A 15,152-nucleotide genomic window follows, 5' to 3' on the forward strand; every position below is an offset into this window, starting at 1 on the left:
CAAAACAATCGTCGACTGGGATGGACGCCATGGATCGCTGCAACACGGCCCGCATAGCCGCGGCTTTTTCGCTCGTGGCCGCAAGCTTTGGCGCGGCCGCTCCAGCTCCCGCTGCGGCGCAGGAGGTCACGGTCTACTGCTCGATCCTCGAAGAACAGTGCCGCGAAGGTGCGACGCTCTTCGAGAAATCGACCGGCATCAAGGTCGCGATGGTTCGCAAGAGCACGGGCGAGGTCTATGCGCAGGTGAAGGCCGAGGCCGGCAATCCGCGCGGCGATGTCTGGTGGGGCGGTCCCGGAGAGCCGCATCTCCAGGCGGCGGAAGAGGGGCTTCTCGACGAATACAAGTCGCCGAAGCTGCCGGAGCTGCTCGACTGGGCGCAGCGCCATGCTGAGCAGGCGAAGTTCCGCACCAGTGGAATCTATCTCGGGGCGCTCGGGATCGGCTACAACACCGAATTGCTGAAGAAGCGCGGCATCCCCGCTCCCAAATGCTGGGCGGACCTGCTGGATCCCAAGCTTCGTGACGAGGTCCAGATCGCGGACCCGAACTCGTCGGGCACGGCTTATGTCTTCCTCGCCACGACGGTTCAGCGCCTGGGCGAGGAGAAGGGCTTCGAGTATCTCAAGGCCCTGCACAAGAACATCAACCAGTACACCAAATCCGGTATCGCCCCGGTGAAGGCGACCGCGCTCGGCGAGACGACGGTGGGGATCGCCTTCATCCACGACATGCTGACCCAGAAGCTGCAGGGCGCGCCGATCGAAACCGTCGCTCCCTGCGAGGGCACGGGCTACGAGACCGGCTCGGTCTCCATCATCAAGGGTGGCCGCAATCCCGAGGCCGCGCGCCGCTTCGTCGATTTCACGCTCTCGCCTGAGGCACAGAACATCAACGCGAAGCTCAAGATCAACTCGATTCCCTCGAACCGGAATACGACGCTGTCCCCCGACGCGCCGAATTTCTCGGAGATGAAGCTGATCGACTATGACACCCCGCGCTGGGGCTCGCCCGCCGAGCGCTCGCGTCTGCTCAAGAAATTCGACGCCGAGGTGAAGTCCCAGCCGCGCTGACCGCCGATCTGGTCGGGATCTGCATCTGCTCTCGATTCCGCCGCGTAGCCGGACTCGTCCGTTGCGTTTCGGAGCCTGGCCTCTTGTCCGATCCCTTTCTCGTCATCGCCCGCATCGAGGTTCGCCCCGATGCCTGGGAAACCTTCGTCGAGGCCGCCACAGCCTGCATCGACTCCACCCGCCGCGAGCCCGGCTGCCTCGGCTACGAGTTTCATGAGAGCCTGACGGAACCCTGTCGGTTCGTCTCCTTCGAGAGCTGGGAGACACGCGCCGATATCGATCGCCACATGCGCTCTGAGCACATGGCTGCGTTCCTCCGGGCGACGAGGGCTTGCGTCATGGCGCCTCCGGTGATCGAAGTGATCGAGCCGCGGTCGATCGACCGCCTCTGATCTCGCTTTAAGTCACGGACCATCATCATGCTTCGCGCCACCTCCGTCGTTCGCAAGGCCGCCGTCAGGCAAGACCGCGTCGTCGATACGCTGACGCTCGACCATGACGACCGCAACCGCCGCCGCCTCGCGCTCAAGGCCGATGGTGGGCTGGACGTGCTGCTCGATCTCGACAAGGCCACCGCCCTCGGGGACGGCGATGCGGTCAAGCTCGAGGATGGCCGGCTCGTCCTGGTCAAGGCTGCGCCGCAGAGCCTGCTGGAGATCAAGGCCGAGAACCCGCTGCGGCTGATGCGCGTCGCCTGGCATATCGGCAACCGGCACACGCCGGCCGAGATCACCGCCGACGCGATCTATATCGAGAACGACCATGTCCTGGCCGAGATGGTGCGCGGCCAGGGCTGTGCGATGAGTTCGGTGATGCGCCCCTTCCAGCCGGAGCGCGGCGCCTACGACCACGACCACGCCAATTGCGACCACCCCAGCCACGCCCACGGCCATCACGGGCATCATCACCACGACCATGACCATCACGCCCACGACCATGATCACCATGACCATGGCTCGCATGATCATGGTCACAAGGCCGAGGCGCACGCTCATTCCCACGCCCACGCGCATTCGCACGACCATGGCGACGCCTGCGGCTGCGGGCATGATCACGCCCACCGCGATCACGCCCATCACGATCATGGCCACAAGCATGGCGCCGAACATGGCCACAAGGGCCGCAGCCACGATCACTGAGCGCCATGGCGGCCCATCTGCCCCTGATGGTCTGGCTGTCGCCGTCCTTCCCGGTCGGCGCCTTCGCCTATTCTCACGGCCTCGAATGGGCCTTCGAATGCAGCGATCTGCATGACGCCGAGACGTTGCGGGACTGGCTCGAGGCGCTGGTCGCCCATGGCTCGTTGCGCAACGACCTGATCCTCTTCGCCTGCACCGCCCGCGCCACCGAGGCCGGTGACGACGCAGCTCTGGCCGAGATCGCCGAACTCGCCCTGGCGCTGGCCAATTCCGCCGAGCGCCGGTTGGAGACGGTCACGCAGGGCAATGCCTTCGTGACGGCGCTGCGGGCCGCCTGGCCCTGCGAGGCGATCGAACGGCTCAAGCGCGTCGCCCCCGACGACATCGCCTATCCGCTGGCCGTCGCGGCGGCCAGCGCGGGGCATGGCTTGCCGCTTGCGGCCTCGCTGGAGGCCTACGGTCTCGCCTTCGTCGCCAATCTGGTCTCGGCCTCGGTGCGGTTGGGCATCGTCGGCCAGACCGACGGACAGCGGCTCACCGCGGCCCTGATGCCGGCCGTGCAGGCCGCTGCGGCGGAGGCCGTGCCCGCGACGCTGGACGACCTCGGCGGCTGCGCCTTCCGCTCCGATCTCGCCTCGCTGCGCCACGAGACGCAGTATTCGCGGCTGTTCCGCTCGTGAGCGCGGCGCGCGAATTGCAACCCTCTTCATCCACGCTCCGGGCCGCACCGGCCCGCCGCACCGCCTGATCGCTCAAGGAACTTCACAGATGTCGCGTTCTCCCCATGGCCCCCTCCGCGTCGGCATCGGCGGCCCCGTCGGCTCCGGCAAGACGGCTTTGATGGAGGTGCTCTGCAAGCGCATGCGCGACCGCTACGACCTCTGCGCCATCACCAACGACATCTACACCAAGGAGGATGCGCGGCTGCTGACGGTGGCCGGCGCGCTGCCGCAGCAGCGCATCATGGGCGTCGAGACCGGCGGCTGCCCGCACACCGCGATCCGCGAGGACTGTTCGATCAACCTCGCCGCGGTCGAGGAGATGCGCGGCAAGTTCCCCGACCTCGACATGATCCTGATCGAATCCGGCGGCGACAATCTCGCCGCCACCTTCTCGCCCGAGCTGGCGGATCTGACGATCTACGTCATCGACGTCGCAGCCGGCGAGAAGATCCCGCGCAAGGGCGGCCCCGGCATCACCCGCTCTGATTTGCTCGTCATCAACAAAACCGATCTCGCCCCCCATGTCGGCGCGGATCTTGCAGTCATGGAACGCGACACGAAGACGATGCGCGGCAAGCGACCTTACGCCTTCACCAACACCAAGGCGGGCGAGGGCGTCGATGCCGTGATCGACTTCATCGAGACGGCGGGTGGCCTGCGGGCCGCTCCGGCCGCGTGACGGACATGCAGGGGAGACGGCGATGCGCGGAACGGCAGAACGGGCGGGGCTGGTGGTGATCGCGACGGCGCTGGCCGGGCCTGCTCTCGCCCATACCGGAGCCGGCGCCGTGCATGGCTTCGGGGCCGGCCTGCTGCATCCGCTCTTCGGCGTCGACCATGTCCTTGCCATGGTCGCGGTCGGTCTCTGGGCCGGGCTCACCGGCGGGCGAGCCCGCTTTGCCTATCCGCTCGCCTTTGTCGGCATGATGGTCCTCGCCGGCCTCTGGGGCATGTCCGGTTCGTCCCTGCCGGGTGTCGAGATCGGCATCGCCGTCTCCGTCGTCGTGCTCGGCCTCGCCATCGCGCTGCGGGCGACGCCGCCGCTGGCTGCGGGCGCAGCCGCGTGCGCGATCTTCGCGGTCTTCCACGGCCATGCCCATGGCGCCGAGTTGCCGCAAGGAGCGAGCGGGCTCGGCTATGCGCTCGGCTTCGTACTGGCGACGGCCGCCCTGCACGGTGCCGGACTTGGGCTGGCCGGACTGCTCGCGGCGCGGGCGCCGCTGCTCGCCCGTGTCGCCGGCGGCGGACTGGCTCTCGCCGGCGTCGCCATTCTCGCGAGCTAGCCGTCTGAGCATCCTGCCGCCCCTGCGGGACGGCAGGATCAGGCGAAAGCCGGCCTGCGGCGTCAGATGATGCGGCGCCGCAGCCAGCCGCCGATCTGCTCGACCGCGACCACCAGCGCGAAGACGGCCAGGATGATCGTCAGCGCGGTGTCGTAGTCGAACAGGTCGAACGCCACCTTGAGCTCGACGCCGATGCCGCCGGCGCCGACCAGCCCCAGTACGACCGAGGCCCGTGTCGCCTTCTCCACGCAGAACAGCGAGGTCGCGATGAAGGACGGCATCGCGTTGGGCACGACCGCCGAGAAGATCAGCCCGGTCTTGCTCGCCCCGATGGTCGACAGCGCCTCGCGCGGGCCCTTGTCGGTCTCCTCCATCGCCTCGGCGAAGAAGCGCCCGGCATAGCCGATCGTGTCGATCATCAGCGCCAGCACGCCGGCCGCGGGGCCGAGCCCGACGGCGATGACGAAGAACAGCGCCCAGATCAGATCCGGCACTGTCCGGAAGAAGGCGATCAGCCCGCGCGCCAGAACCCGCACGATCGGATGCGGCGACAGCCCGTCGGCGGCGAGGATCGCCAGCGGAAAGCTCAGGATCAGGCCGAGCACGCAGCCCGAGACCGCCATCTGGAAGGTCGTCGCCAGCGACCAGAGGATCTGCTCGAGGCGGCTGAGATCGGGCGGGAACATCCGCGTCAGGATGTTGCCCATATAGGGGATGCCGCGGATCAGCTTCTCGGCCGAGAGTTCCGAGCCGCTGAACGACCAGATCACCAGCGCCAATGCGAGGAAGCCGCCCATGAAGGCGACGGCGCTCGGCCGCTCGAAGCGATCGACGGCGAAGGGGGGCCGGGCAGTCTGAGACAGGCTCATGCGAACACCGGCGCCGGCGCGCGCACCGGCTCCTCTTGGGGCGCTGTATCGCCGCCCGGCTCTTCGAAGAAGGCGGCGAGTTCGGCCTCGGTGCAATGACCGGCCCGGCGGTCAAGGGCGATCGTCCCGCCGCCCAGCCCGACGATGCGGTCGGAAAAGCGCAGCGCATGCGCCATATGATGCGAGACGAAGACCAGCGTGAGGCCCTTGTCGCGCGTCAGCCGGAACAGCAGCTCCATGATCTCGCGGCCGGCGCGCGGGTCGAGGCTGGCATCCGGCTCGTCGGCCAGCACCAGCTCCGGCCGCTGCATCAGCATCCGCGCGATGGCGACGCGCTGGGACTGCCCGCCCGAGAGGGAATCGGCCCGCTGCAGCGCCTTGTCGGCCAGCCCGACGGCCTCCAGACAGGCCATCGCCTCGTCGCGCACCGCAGCCGGCGCGAGCGACTGCGCCCATGAGCGCGGGCCGGAGCGCCGCGCCTGGACGCCATGCACGACATTGGAGAGCGCGCTGAGCCGCGCGACGAGATTATGCTTCTGGAAGACCACGCCGACTCGCGCCCGGAAGCGCTTCAGCGCCGAGCCGCGCAGATCGCCGACCGTCTCGCCGAGCACGCTCAACCGGCCCTGGTCGGCTTCCGCCAGCCGCACGATCATGCGCAGCAGCGTCGATTTGCCGGTGCCATTGGCTCCGATGAGCGCCAGCGACTCGCCGGCGGGGACGGAGAGGTCGAGCCGCTCGATGATGGTGCGCGGCCCGAAGCTCTTGCGCAGGCCGTCGATGGCGATGACGGGGACGCCAGCCCCCGTCACCATCGGCCCGAGGGCGGGCGAGGGCGTCGTCACTCGATGAACTTGTTGAATTCGGTGATGCCGATCGTGGCGTAGATCGAGCGGACATAGTCGTAGTCGCTGTCCTTGACCTCGGGCAGGAAGACGCCCCCGGCGAATTTGCGGTTGTCGTCCGTGCCGGTGGTGACCGCCTTCATCAGCTCCGTGCCGTGGTCGAGGAAGGCCTTGCGCACCTTGGCGACGATCTCCGGCTTCACCTTGGGGCTGGCGATCATCACGTCGTTCGGCAGGTCGCGACCGCGCGCCACGACGGTGAAGCCGGTCTTGGTGTCGCTCTCGCGGATGCGCTGGAGATGGGTGAGGTTGAGGCCGATGGCGGCGATGTCGCCGCGCTTCATCGCCTCGACCGCGACGTTGCGCTTCACGAAGATCGGCTTGTAGTCGACGTTGTACTTCAGGCCGAAATCGGCGAGCGCCTGCGCCGGGCCGAGATGCTGCGAGGTCGAGCCGATCTCGCCGAAGGAGATCGTCTTGCCCTTGAGATCGGCGACGCTCTTGATCGGCCCGCTCGCGAGCACGGCGACCTGGCTGAAATAGTCGGGGCGCTGCCAGCCGACGACCGGCACCGCATTGGTCCGGGCCTTGAACACGACGTACTCGGCCGGCCCCGTCAGCACGAAATCGACCTGGCCGGCGGCCATCGCCTCGACCGCGGCGGTGCGGCCGGACACCGCGAAGAACTGCACCTTGACGTCGGCAACCTTCTCGAACGCGGCTTTGAACGGGCCGAACTCGCGCTGGAGCGATTCCGCGCCGTCGATGTCGGTGACGGCGAAGCGGATCGAATCCTGCGCCTGGGCGGCCGGCGCGGCGAAGGCGGCGGCTGCGGCGAGCAGCGCGACGGCGATGGGCTTCAGCATGGGGCGTTCTCCCGTTCCCTGGAGCCCTGCCGCTAGGGCCGGCATGCGACGGCCCGGTGACGGCTGCCTGACGGTTCGGTGACGGCCGGTGTCATGCTGTCGTCATGCCCGGGCGCGAAGGCGCAACGCCGCAGGGCGGGTGCATGGCAAGGAGACGGATGTGTCGATCGCGATCACGGGGGGGACCGTTCTGGTCGAAGGGCTCGAGCGACACGACCTCATGCTCGAGGACGGGCTCATCGCCGGTTTCGCCCGGGCCGGCGGCGCCCGGCTGACGCTCGACGCGACCGGGCTTCTGGTGCTGCCGGGCCTCGTCGACTGCCATGGCGACGCCTTCGAGCGCCACATCATGCCGCGGCCGCGCGTTGCCTTCGACATCGACCTCGCCTTGAAGGACGCCGACCGGGCGCTGCTGGCGAGCGGTATCACCACCGCCTTTCACGGCGTCACCTGGTCTTGGGAGCCGGGCCTGCGCGGGGCGGAGAATGCCCGCGCCCTGGCCGAGGCGATCGCGCGGCTGCAGCCGGAGCTGGGCGCCGACACGCGCTTCCACCTGCGCCACGAGACCTTCAACCTCGATGCCGAGCCGCAGATCCTCGCCTGGCTGGCGGAGGGGCGCGTCGGTGTGCTCGCCTTCAACGACCACACCGAAGGGACGCTGAAGACGCGCCACCGCCCCGACAAGATCGGCAAGATGGTCGAGCGCACAGGCCTGTCGACGGAGGCCTTCATGGACCTCGTCGAGACGGTCTATGCCCGCAAGAGCGAGGTCGAGGGCTCGATCGCGCGCCTCGCAGCGGCGGCGCGCGCGGCCGGCGTGACGATGTTCTCCCATGACGACATGACGCCCGACATGCGCGCCTGGTACCGGTCGCTGGGTGTGACCGTCGCCGAATTCCCGATCGACGAGGCGACCGCGCGCGCAGCCGCCGATCACGGCGAGGCGATCGTCTTCGGAGCCCCCAATGTCGTGCGCGGCGGCTCGCATACGGGCTGCCCCAGCGCCGAGGCAATGGTGCGCGCCGGGCTCTGCAGCATTCTGGCGTCGGATTACTACTATCCGGCGCTGGCGCTGGCGCCGTTCCTGCTCGCCCGCCGCGGCGCGGCCAGCTTAGCCGAGGCCTGGGCCCTGGTTTCGCGCGCCCCGGCGCAGGCACTGGGCCTCGACGACCGCGGCGTCATCGCGCCCGGCAAGCGCGCGGATCTCGTTCTCGTTGAGGAAGGCCCCCATCCCCGTGTCGTCGCGACGATCGCCGCCGGCCGCCTCGTCCATCTCGCCGACCAGCGCCTGCTCGCCTGAGGCTCCCGGTTCCAGCCGGAACTTTCCCCGGCTGGGCCGATTGTAGAGCCGTCGAGATCGGGGACGGTGCCATGGCGTTGCTGGAGAAGGAAGAAGCCCCTGTCCGCCTGAAGCGTGCCACGCCGACGGACCTCAGCATCACCCGCCACCGCGCCGGCAAGGGATTCGCCTATCGCGATGCTGACGGAAACCGCATCACGGATCAGGCGACGCTGGCCCGCATCCGTTCGCTCGCCATCCCGCCGGCCTATGTCGATGTCCGGATCGCGGCCGATTCCCGCGCGCATCTCCAGGCGGTCGGCCATGACGAGGCCGGCCGGATCCAGCATCGCTATCATCCCGGCTGGGAGAAGGTGCGCGAGCGCCGCAAGCTGAAGCGGCTGAAATGCCTGCTCGGCGCCCTGCCGAAGCTGCGGGCCGCCATCGCCCGCGACCTGAAGGACCGGCAGCTCACGCGGGACAAGGCGCTCGCCTGCGCGGCGGCGATCATCGACCGCTGCCATATCCGCGTCGGCAACGAGACCTATGCCAAGACCAATGGCAGCCATGGCGCCTCGACCCTGCTCAAGCGCCACGTCACCATCGCCGGCGGCCGCGTCGAACTCTCCTTCAAGGGCAAGAGCGGCAAGCAGATCGCCTGCGCCCATTCCGATCCGGCGCTGGTCCGTGCGCTCACCCGGATTATGACCCTGCCGGGCAAGCGCCTGCTGCAGTACCGGCGCGAGGATGGCGGCATCGCCGAGGTCCGGGCGAGCGAGATAAACGCCTATCTCAAGCGCGTCAGCGGCCTGCCCGTGAGTGCCAAGGATCTGCGTATGCTCGCCGCCAATGCGGCTGCGGCCGAACTGCTGCTGGCCGGCGAGGTGGTCGCGACCGAGACGGGCAAGAAGCGCCAGCTCGCCGACATCATGCGGGCGATCTCGGAGCGGCTGGTCAACACGCCGGCCGTCGTCCGCAAGAGCTATGTCCACGCCATCGTGCTGCGCGCCTATGCGACCGGCCGCTTGAAGCGCTGCTACGAAAAGGCCAAGGCCCGTGGCGCCTGCTCGCGGATCGAGCGGGCGCTGGGGCTGGTCGCAGCCTGATCCTGCGGGCGGCCGCCATAGGTGCATCGCGCCGCATTTTCGGCTAGTCAGCCGCCATGACCGCCCTTTCGCCCGAGCAGCTGCGCTTTTCCGTCGCGCCGATGATGGACTGGACCGACCGGCATTGCCGCGTCATCCACCGCCTGATGTCGCGTCGCGCCCGGCTCTACACCGAGATGGTGACGGCGCAGGCGGTGATCCGCGGCGACCGGCAGCGGCTGATCGGCTTCGATGCGGTCGAGCATCCGGTCGCGCTGCAGCTCGGCGGCAACGATCCCGCTCTGCTGGCGCAGGCCGCCCGCATCGGCGCCGATTTCGGCTATGACGAGATCAATTTGAACTGCGGCTGCCCTTCCGACCGCGTCCAGGGGGGCGCCTTCGGGGCCTGCCTAATGCGCGAGCCGGCGCTCGTCGGGGATTGCGTCGCGGCGATGAAGGCGGCCGTCGCGATTCCCGTCACGGTGAAATGCCGCATCGGCGTCGACGATCAGGATCCGGAAGCCGCTCTCGAGGCGCTCACCCGGGCGGTGACGGGCGCAGGCGTCGATGCGCTGATCGTCCATGCCCGCAAGGCCTGGCTGCAGGGCCTCTCGCCGAAGGAAAACCGCGAGATCCCGCCGCTCGACTATGACCGCGCCTATCGGCTGAAGGCGGCCCATCAGGGACTGCCCATCGCCATCAACGGTGGCATCCGCGCCCCGGAGGAATGGGCCGGGCATCTCGCCCATCTCGATGGCGTCATGATCGGGCGCGAGGCCTATCAGAACCCGGAGATCCTGCTGCGGGTCGATCCACTGCTCTTCGGCGAGGACGCGCCGGTGGCGGACGCCTTCGCCATGTTGGAGGCGCTTGAGCCGCATCTCGCCCGTTATGTCGAGGCCGGCGGGCGGCTCCATGCCTTCACGCGCCATCTCGTCGGCCTGTTCCCCGGCCGTCCCGGTGCGCGCCAGTTCCGCCGCCATCTCGCCGAGCATTGCGTCGCGGCCGGTGCGGGCCTCGCCGATCTGCGCGCGGCGGTGGCCCATGTTTCGCGGCACGACGCCATCCGCGCCGCCTGAGGACCTGACGATGGCGGATGCCCTGTCCGATACCGAGAACGGCCGCCGCGTCGCCGAGAGCTTCAACAAGCAGGGCCTTATGGCGACGCTGGGCGCGCGGCTGCTGCTCGTGGCGCCGGGCGAGGTCGAGATCGATCTGCCGATCGGGCCGCAGGTCTCACAGCAGCACGGCTTCGTCCATGCCGGTGCGGTCGCGGCCATCGCCGATTCCGCCTGCGGCTATGCGGCTTTGACCCGGATGCCGGCAGGGGTGGGCGTGCTGACCGCCGAGTTCAAGATCAACCTGCTCGCGCCTGCCGCCGGCGACAGGCTCATCGCGCGGGGCAAGGTGGTCAAGGCCGGGCGGACGCTGACGCTGGCCCTTGCCGAGGTCTTCGCGGTCCGTGACGGAGACGAGAAGCTCTGCGCTATGCTGACCGCCACCTGCATGGCCGTCGGCGGCCGCGAAGGCGTGTCGGATTGACGCGCCCGTCGCTGTTGACGCACCCGGCCGCCCCAAAGTAACTTAACGCAATGGTTAAGTTGGAATCCTCGCAGCTCGACAGAACCTTCGCGGCGCTGTCGGACCCGACCCGCCGGGCGCTGCTGGCGCGTCTCGAGGGCGAAGAGGCGGTCTCGATCAGCGAACTGGCGCGGCCTTTCGCGATGTCGCTGCCGGCGGTGATGAAGCATCTCGACGTGCTGTCGGATGCCGGGCTGATCACGCGGACGAAGAAGGGGCGTACCGTCTCCTGCCGCCTCAATGCCGACCCGATGGAGGAGGCGATGGGCTGGCTCGCAAGCTATCAAAGATTCTGGACGCAGCGCCTCGACGCGCTGGAGGCGATGCTGGAGGCACGCCGCAAAACCCCCGCCGATGCAGATTGAGCGCCGACCGCAAGGATCGTTCATGGACAGGGATGTGCCGACGACGCCGAGCCTGACGATCAAGCGCCGGCTCAACGCTACACCGGCCGAGGTCTTCGAGGCCTGGACCGATCCGAAGCTGCTGATGCAGTGGTTCGGACCGGAAAATGTCGAGACGCAGGAGGTCTCGGTCGATGCACGCGTCGGGGGCGGTTTTCGCGCGGTGATGCTGGAGGACACTGGCGAGCGTCACGAGGTCTCCGGCATCTATGCCGAGGTCGTCGCGAACGAGAAGCTGGTCTTCTCCTGGTCCTGGATCACGACGCCCGAGCGCGTCTCGCAGGTCACGGTCACCTTCAAGCCCGACGGCGCTGGCACGATCCTGACCCTGCTGCACGAGCAGCTCTTCGACGAGCAAGCGGTCAAGGGCCACACCCATGGCTGGACCGGCTCGCTCGCCAAACTGGAGGCGCTCTTCGCCTGACGGCCGGCCCGGCCTTGCGCCGGGCCGGTCGCAGCGCGGTCTTCAGCCTGGCCCGGCGCCCTGCGTACCCAGATAGAGCGCGTAGATGGACTGGCTCGCCGCCATGAACAGGCGGTTCCGCTTCGGCCCGCCGAAGCAGATATTGCCGCAGACCTCCGGCAGGCGGATGCGGCCGATCAGCTTGCCGGCGGGGTTGAAGACGTTGACGCCGTTATAGCCGACATTGCGTCCGGCGTTGGACGAAGCCCAGAGATTGCCCTCGACATCGCAGCGCAACCCGTCCGGCCCGCAATTCACGCCGTCGAACATGCAGTCCGAGAAGACGCGGCCATTGCTGAGCTTGTTGTCGGCGCCGACATCGAAGACATGGATGTCGCCCTTGCCGCCCGGCCCGGTATCGCCCGGTCCCTTGCCGGTCGAGGCGATGTAGAGCCGCTTGAAGTCGGGCGAGAAGCACAGGCCGTTGGGGTCCGGCACCTGCGATTCCGGCACGACGAGCTCGACGCGCCCGCTCGGGTCGATGCGGTAGGTGTTGGTCGGCAGTTCCCGCTTGGCGAGCCCGATGCCCGGCGGCTGGCCGAGGCGGGGATTGATCTTGCCATTGGCGTTGCTCGGGCCGCCCGGAGCGTCGGGCGCGCCCTCGTAGAGCTGCCCGCCATAGGGCGGATCGGTGAACCAGTAGCTGCCGTCGGGATGGGCAACGATGTCGTTGGGCGAGTTCAGCTTCTTTCCGTCGAACGAGTCCGCCAGCACCGTCGCCGAGCCGTCGAGCTCGTAGCGCACGACCCGGCGGTTCAGGTGCTCGCACGAGAGCTGCCGTCCCTGGAAATCGAAGCTGTTGCCGTTGCTGTTGCCCGAGGGCGCGCGGAAGACGCTGACATGGCCGTCATCCTCGATCCAGCGCATCTGGCGGTTGCGCGGGATGTCGCTCCAGACGAGGTACTGACCCTGCGCGTTCCAGGCCGGCCCCTCGACCCAGAGGCCGCCGGTCCAGATCCGCTGGATCGCCGCATTGGGCTGCGCCAGCCCGTTGAAGGCCGGATCGAGCGCGATCACGTCCGGGTCCCAGAAATAGGTCGTCGGAGCGCCCTGGCGGCTGAAATCGCGCGGCGGCGTGGTGACGGTGGTGGGTGGGGACGGCCGATTGGCGGTCGACTGGGCCAAGGCCGGCCCGGTGGCGGCGGCCAGCGCCCCGAGCCCTGCGGCGTGGATCAGGCGGCGCCGCGACAGGATCGCTTCTTTCGTCTCGGTGGGACCATGGTCGTGAACAGTAGGGTCTGTCATCGCTTTATCCTCCCAGATTGTTGATGGCTGTCCGGCTTGCTGCCGGTCTCGCTGCGTTTTGACGGTCTCCTCGCAATTGCTCGCCCATGGCGGACGGACGCTGCGCAGATCATCAGCAGGCCGTGCCGCGGTCGAGCGGCCTCGGCGTAGGGGCTGCCGCGCAAGGCGAGCATGCGTGCAGCCTTCCCGCGGCACGCGTGTTGCTGGGCGCGCGACAGCGCCCGACCGCGCACGACGGATCATCGCTGCATATCGGCTCCGCCCTGCCGCGCTTGCTCCGGCGCCGGAAATCCCCCACAGCAGCCTCCCCTTCTATCGGAACGCTGTCATGCTTGCTGGAATTCCCGTCGGCGACCTCGTCTTCCTCGCCATCTCGCTGGTCGCGGCGGGGGCGATCACCGGGCTGCTCGCGGGCGTCTTCGGCGTCGGCGGCGGCGCCGTCATCGTGCCGATCCTTTACGAGGTCTTCCGCGTGATCGGCGTGCCCGAGGATGTCCGCATGCCGCTCTGCGTCGGCACCTCGCTGGCGGTGATCATCCCGACCTCGATCCGCTCCTTCAACGCCCATCGCGCCAAGGGCATGGTCGACATGTCGATCCTGAAGATCTGGGCGGTTCCCGTTGTTCTCGGCGTTATCGCCGGCAGCTACATCGCCCGGTTCGCGCCCGCCGACCTGTTCAAGATCATCTTCGTCATCGTCGCAATCTTCAGCGCGCTGCGGCTTCTCTTCGCGTCGGACCGCTGGCAGCTCGGCACCGAGATGCCGGGCAAGGTCCTGATGACGATCTATGGCGGCGTCATCGGCGTGCTCTCGGCGCTGATGGGCATTGGCGGCGGACAGCTCTCCAGCCTGTTCATGACCTTCTATGGTCGCCCGATCCACCAGGCGGTCGCGACCTCCTCGGGGCTCGGCGTGCTGATCTCGATCCCCGGCGCGCTCGGCTTCATCTATGCCGGCTGGCCCAAGCTGGACGTGCTGCCGCCGCTCTCGCTCGGCTATGTCTCGCTGATCGGCTTCATCCTGTTCATCCCGACCTCGATCTGGACGGCGCCGATCGGCGCGCGTCTCGCCCACCGGCTCTCGAAGCGCAAGCTCGAGGTCGTCTTCGGCCTGTTCCTGCTGCTTGTCGCGGCCCGCTTCATCTGGTCGCTGGTGGTCTGACAGACCACGCGCCGACGCCGCGCCTCAGGTCTTGCGGGGCGTCTGCCCCGCCAGCCGCGCCATGATCGCGAGGCGCTCCGCCTCGCTCAGGTGGCTCCAGCGCCCGATCTCGTCGAGCGAGCGGCCGCAGCCGAGGCAGAGCCGCGTCGCCGGGTCGAGCTGGCAGAGCTTGATGCAGGGCGAGGAGATGCCGGTCACGACAGGCCAGTCCCCAGCATCAGCGCGAAGCCGAGATAGAGCACGATCTCGTCGAGCTGCTGCGTCGCTCCCGCGATATCGCCGGTCTGGCCGCCGATCAGCCGCCGGCAAAGGCGCCTGACGAGAAGCGCATCGAGGGCGATCAGCGCGAGCCCGAGCCCGAGCCCCGCGAGTGGCAGTCGAAACGGCAGCGCGAGCCCGCCCGCGAGCAAGAGGCCAAGGGCGGAGGCCAGCCAGGCGGTCTGCAGGCTCGGCCGCCCGACCGACGCCGAGGCACCCACCGGGCGGGCCGGCGCCATCCCGGCCAGCAGATGCAGGCCCGACAGGCGCGACAGCACGGCCGCCGCCATGAGGGCACCGCTCGCTGCCAGAGGCCCGGCCCGGTCGAGGATCAGCGCCAGCGCGAAGACGCGCAGCAGCAGCGCCAGTCCCATCGCCAGGGCGCCATAGCTGCCGAGCCGGCTGTCCTTCATGATCTCGAGCCGGCGCTCCGGCGTGCGCCCGCCGAAGAGCCCGTCTGCGCTGTCGGCGAGCCCGTCCTCATGGAGGGCGCCCGTCGTCAGGGCCAGCGTCGCGATGGCGAGCGTGGCCGAGAGCAGCCCGCCGAGCCCCGCGGCTCCGGCTCCAGCCAGCACGAATGCCGCCGGCAGGGCGATGATCAGCGCCGCGAAGGGCAGGGCGCGCGGCACGGTGCGGAAATCGGGCGCGGCATGGGGATCGGCCTCGCCAGGCAGGGCCGGCACCGGCAGGCGCGAATAGAAGCGGATGCAGATCGCGGTGGCCACGGCCCAGCCCGGCCAGGCCGGCTCGGCATTCGCCGGCGGCACGGGTGCGGCCTGCGGCGCCGCCTCATCCCTGTCCTCGATTGTCTTCATCCCCTGCAGCCTATAGCAGCAGCGACGATGGCGGGGCCATCGCCGAAGCCTCGCCGCCCGTCC

19 protein-coding genes are annotated in these 15,152 nt (G+C 68.9%); 13 read left to right on the forward strand and 6 right to left on the reverse strand.

The genetic code is table 11. From position 1 onward, the window contains the following. The first annotated feature begins 29 nt into the window (after positions 1 to 29). The 6 genes from ACFPN9_RS18430 to ACFPN9_RS18455 all read left to right on the forward strand — a co-directional run bounded on the left by ACFPN9_RS18430 (position 30) and on the right by ACFPN9_RS18455 (position 4,217). Positions 30 to 1,073 (forward strand): ABC transporter substrate-binding protein, encoded by a 1,044-nt coding sequence (locus ACFPN9_RS18430; RefSeq protein ID WP_066726036.1) that lies wholly within the window; start codon positions 30 to 32, stop codon positions 1,071 to 1,073. 83 nt (positions 1,074 to 1,156) lie between these two features. Continuing rightward, positions 1,157 to 1,465 (forward strand): putative quinol monooxygenase, encoded by a 309-nt coding sequence (locus ACFPN9_RS18435; protein WP_066725991.1) that lies wholly within the window; start codon positions 1,157 to 1,159, stop codon positions 1,463 to 1,465. 27 nt (positions 1,466 to 1,492) lie between these two features. Next, a complete protein-coding gene (locus ACFPN9_RS18440; RefSeq protein WP_066725994.1) occupies positions 1,493 to 2,212 on the forward strand; it encodes an urease accessory protein UreE in 720 nt (239 codons plus the stop codon). 5 nt (positions 2,213 to 2,217) lie between these two features. Next, complete coding sequence (locus ACFPN9_RS18445) at positions 2,218 to 2,892, forward strand: urease accessory protein UreF (RefSeq protein ID WP_066725998.1); 675 nt, start codon at positions 2,218 to 2,220, stop codon at positions 2,890 to 2,892. Between the two features lie 88 nt (positions 2,893 to 2,980). After that, positions 2,981 to 3,613: an urease accessory protein UreG gene (gene ureG / locus ACFPN9_RS18450; protein ID WP_066726001.1), complete on the forward strand. Its 633-nt coding sequence runs from the start codon at positions 2,981 to 2,983 to the stop codon at positions 3,611 to 3,613. 22 nt (positions 3,614 to 3,635) lie between these two features. Next, positions 3,636 to 4,217, forward strand: coding sequence for a HupE/UreJ family protein (locus ACFPN9_RS18455; protein WP_066726037.1), 582 nt, complete (start codon positions 3,636 to 3,638; stop codon positions 4,215 to 4,217). A gap of 62 nt (positions 4,218 to 4,279) precedes the next feature. Here ACFPN9_RS18455 and phnE read toward each other — a convergent pair whose 3' ends face one another. The 3 genes from phnE to ACFPN9_RS18470 are packed head-to-tail and all read right to left on the reverse strand — an operon-like array spanning position 4,280 to position 6,797. Continuing rightward, positions 4,280 to 5,086 (reverse strand): phosphonate ABC transporter, permease protein PhnE, encoded by an 807-nt coding sequence (phnE, locus tag ACFPN9_RS18460; protein ID WP_066726004.1) that lies wholly within the window; start codon positions 5,084 to 5,086, stop codon positions 4,280 to 4,282. Then, entirely contained in the window at positions 5,083 to 5,931 is an 849-nt protein-coding gene (locus ACFPN9_RS18465) for a phosphonate ABC transporter ATP-binding protein (RefSeq protein ID WP_197426723.1), read from the reverse strand. The genes phnE and ACFPN9_RS18465 overlap by 4 nt, the downstream gene beginning before the upstream one ends. Further along, entirely contained in the window at positions 5,928 to 6,797 is an 870-nt protein-coding gene (locus tag ACFPN9_RS18470; RefSeq protein ID WP_066726007.1) for a PhnD/SsuA/transferrin family substrate-binding protein, read from the reverse strand. Before ACFPN9_RS18470 ends, ACFPN9_RS18465 begins: the two co-directional genes overlap by 4 nt. 160 nt (positions 6,798 to 6,957) lie before the next feature. Here ACFPN9_RS18470 and ACFPN9_RS18475 point away from each other — a divergent pair, with 160 nt between their 5' ends. From ACFPN9_RS18475 to ACFPN9_RS18500, 6 genes are all read left to right on the forward strand, one after another. Beyond that, positions 6,958 to 8,097 (forward strand): alpha-D-ribose 1-methylphosphonate 5-triphosphate diphosphatase, encoded by a 1,140-nt coding sequence (locus tag ACFPN9_RS18475; RefSeq protein ID WP_066726038.1) that lies wholly within the window; start codon positions 6,958 to 6,960, stop codon positions 8,095 to 8,097. A 71-nt stretch (positions 8,098 to 8,168) separates the two neighbouring features. Further along, a complete protein-coding gene (locus ACFPN9_RS18480) occupies positions 8,169 to 9,182 on the forward strand; it encodes a DNA topoisomerase IB (protein ID WP_066726011.1) in 1,014 nt (337 codons plus the stop codon). A gap of 56 nt (positions 9,183 to 9,238) precedes the next feature. After that, positions 9,239 to 10,240, forward strand: a complete 1,002-nt coding sequence (gene dusA, locus ACFPN9_RS18485; RefSeq protein WP_377817422.1) for a tRNA dihydrouridine(20/20a) synthase DusA — start codon at positions 9,239 to 9,241, stop codon at positions 10,238 to 10,240. Between the two features lie 10 nt (positions 10,241 to 10,250). Further along, entirely contained in the window at positions 10,251 to 10,703 is a 453-nt protein-coding gene (locus ACFPN9_RS18490) for a PaaI family thioesterase (protein ID WP_377817423.1), read from the forward strand. Positions 10,704 to 10,753: 50 nt separating this feature from the next. Next, positions 10,754 to 11,107, forward strand: a complete 354-nt coding sequence (locus tag ACFPN9_RS18495) for an ArsR/SmtB family transcription factor (protein WP_066715947.1) — start codon at positions 10,754 to 10,756, stop codon at positions 11,105 to 11,107. A gap of 22 nt (positions 11,108 to 11,129) precedes the next feature. Then, positions 11,130 to 11,570 carry an SRPBCC family protein gene (locus tag ACFPN9_RS18500; RefSeq protein WP_066715949.1) on the forward strand — a complete coding sequence of 147 codons (441 nt, stop codon included), beginning with the start codon at positions 11,130 to 11,132 and terminating at the stop codon, positions 11,568 to 11,570. A gap of 42 nt (positions 11,571 to 11,612) precedes the next feature. Here ACFPN9_RS18500 and ACFPN9_RS18505 read toward each other — a convergent pair whose 3' ends face one another. Beyond that, entirely contained in the window at positions 11,613 to 12,854 is a 1,242-nt protein-coding gene (locus ACFPN9_RS18505; RefSeq protein WP_066715951.1) for an SMP-30/gluconolactonase/LRE family protein, read from the reverse strand. A gap of 328 nt (positions 12,855 to 13,182) precedes the next feature. Between ACFPN9_RS18505 and ACFPN9_RS18510 the strand changes: the two genes are divergently transcribed. Beyond that, positions 13,183 to 14,016 (forward strand): sulfite exporter TauE/SafE family protein, encoded by an 834-nt coding sequence (locus tag ACFPN9_RS18510; protein ID WP_066715953.1) that lies wholly within the window; start codon positions 13,183 to 13,185, stop codon positions 14,014 to 14,016. A gap of 24 nt (positions 14,017 to 14,040) precedes the next feature. Here ACFPN9_RS18510 and ACFPN9_RS18515 read toward each other — a convergent pair whose 3' ends face one another. Next, positions 14,041 to 14,214: a DUF1289 domain-containing protein gene (locus ACFPN9_RS18515; protein WP_066715954.1), complete on the reverse strand. Its 174-nt coding sequence runs from the start codon at positions 14,212 to 14,214 to the stop codon at positions 14,041 to 14,043. Then, complete coding sequence (locus ACFPN9_RS18520) at positions 14,211 to 15,089, reverse strand: adenosylcobinamide-GDP ribazoletransferase (RefSeq protein ID WP_082735308.1); 879 nt, start codon at positions 15,087 to 15,089, stop codon at positions 14,211 to 14,213. The genes ACFPN9_RS18515 and ACFPN9_RS18520 overlap by 4 nt, the downstream gene beginning before the upstream one ends. Positions 15,090 to 15,152 lie beyond the last annotated feature (63 nt).

The organism is Allobosea massiliensis (assembly GCF_042655245.1).
GTDB classification, from domain to species: domain Bacteria; phylum Pseudomonadota; class Alphaproteobacteria; order Rhizobiales; family Beijerinckiaceae; genus Allobosea; species Allobosea massiliensis.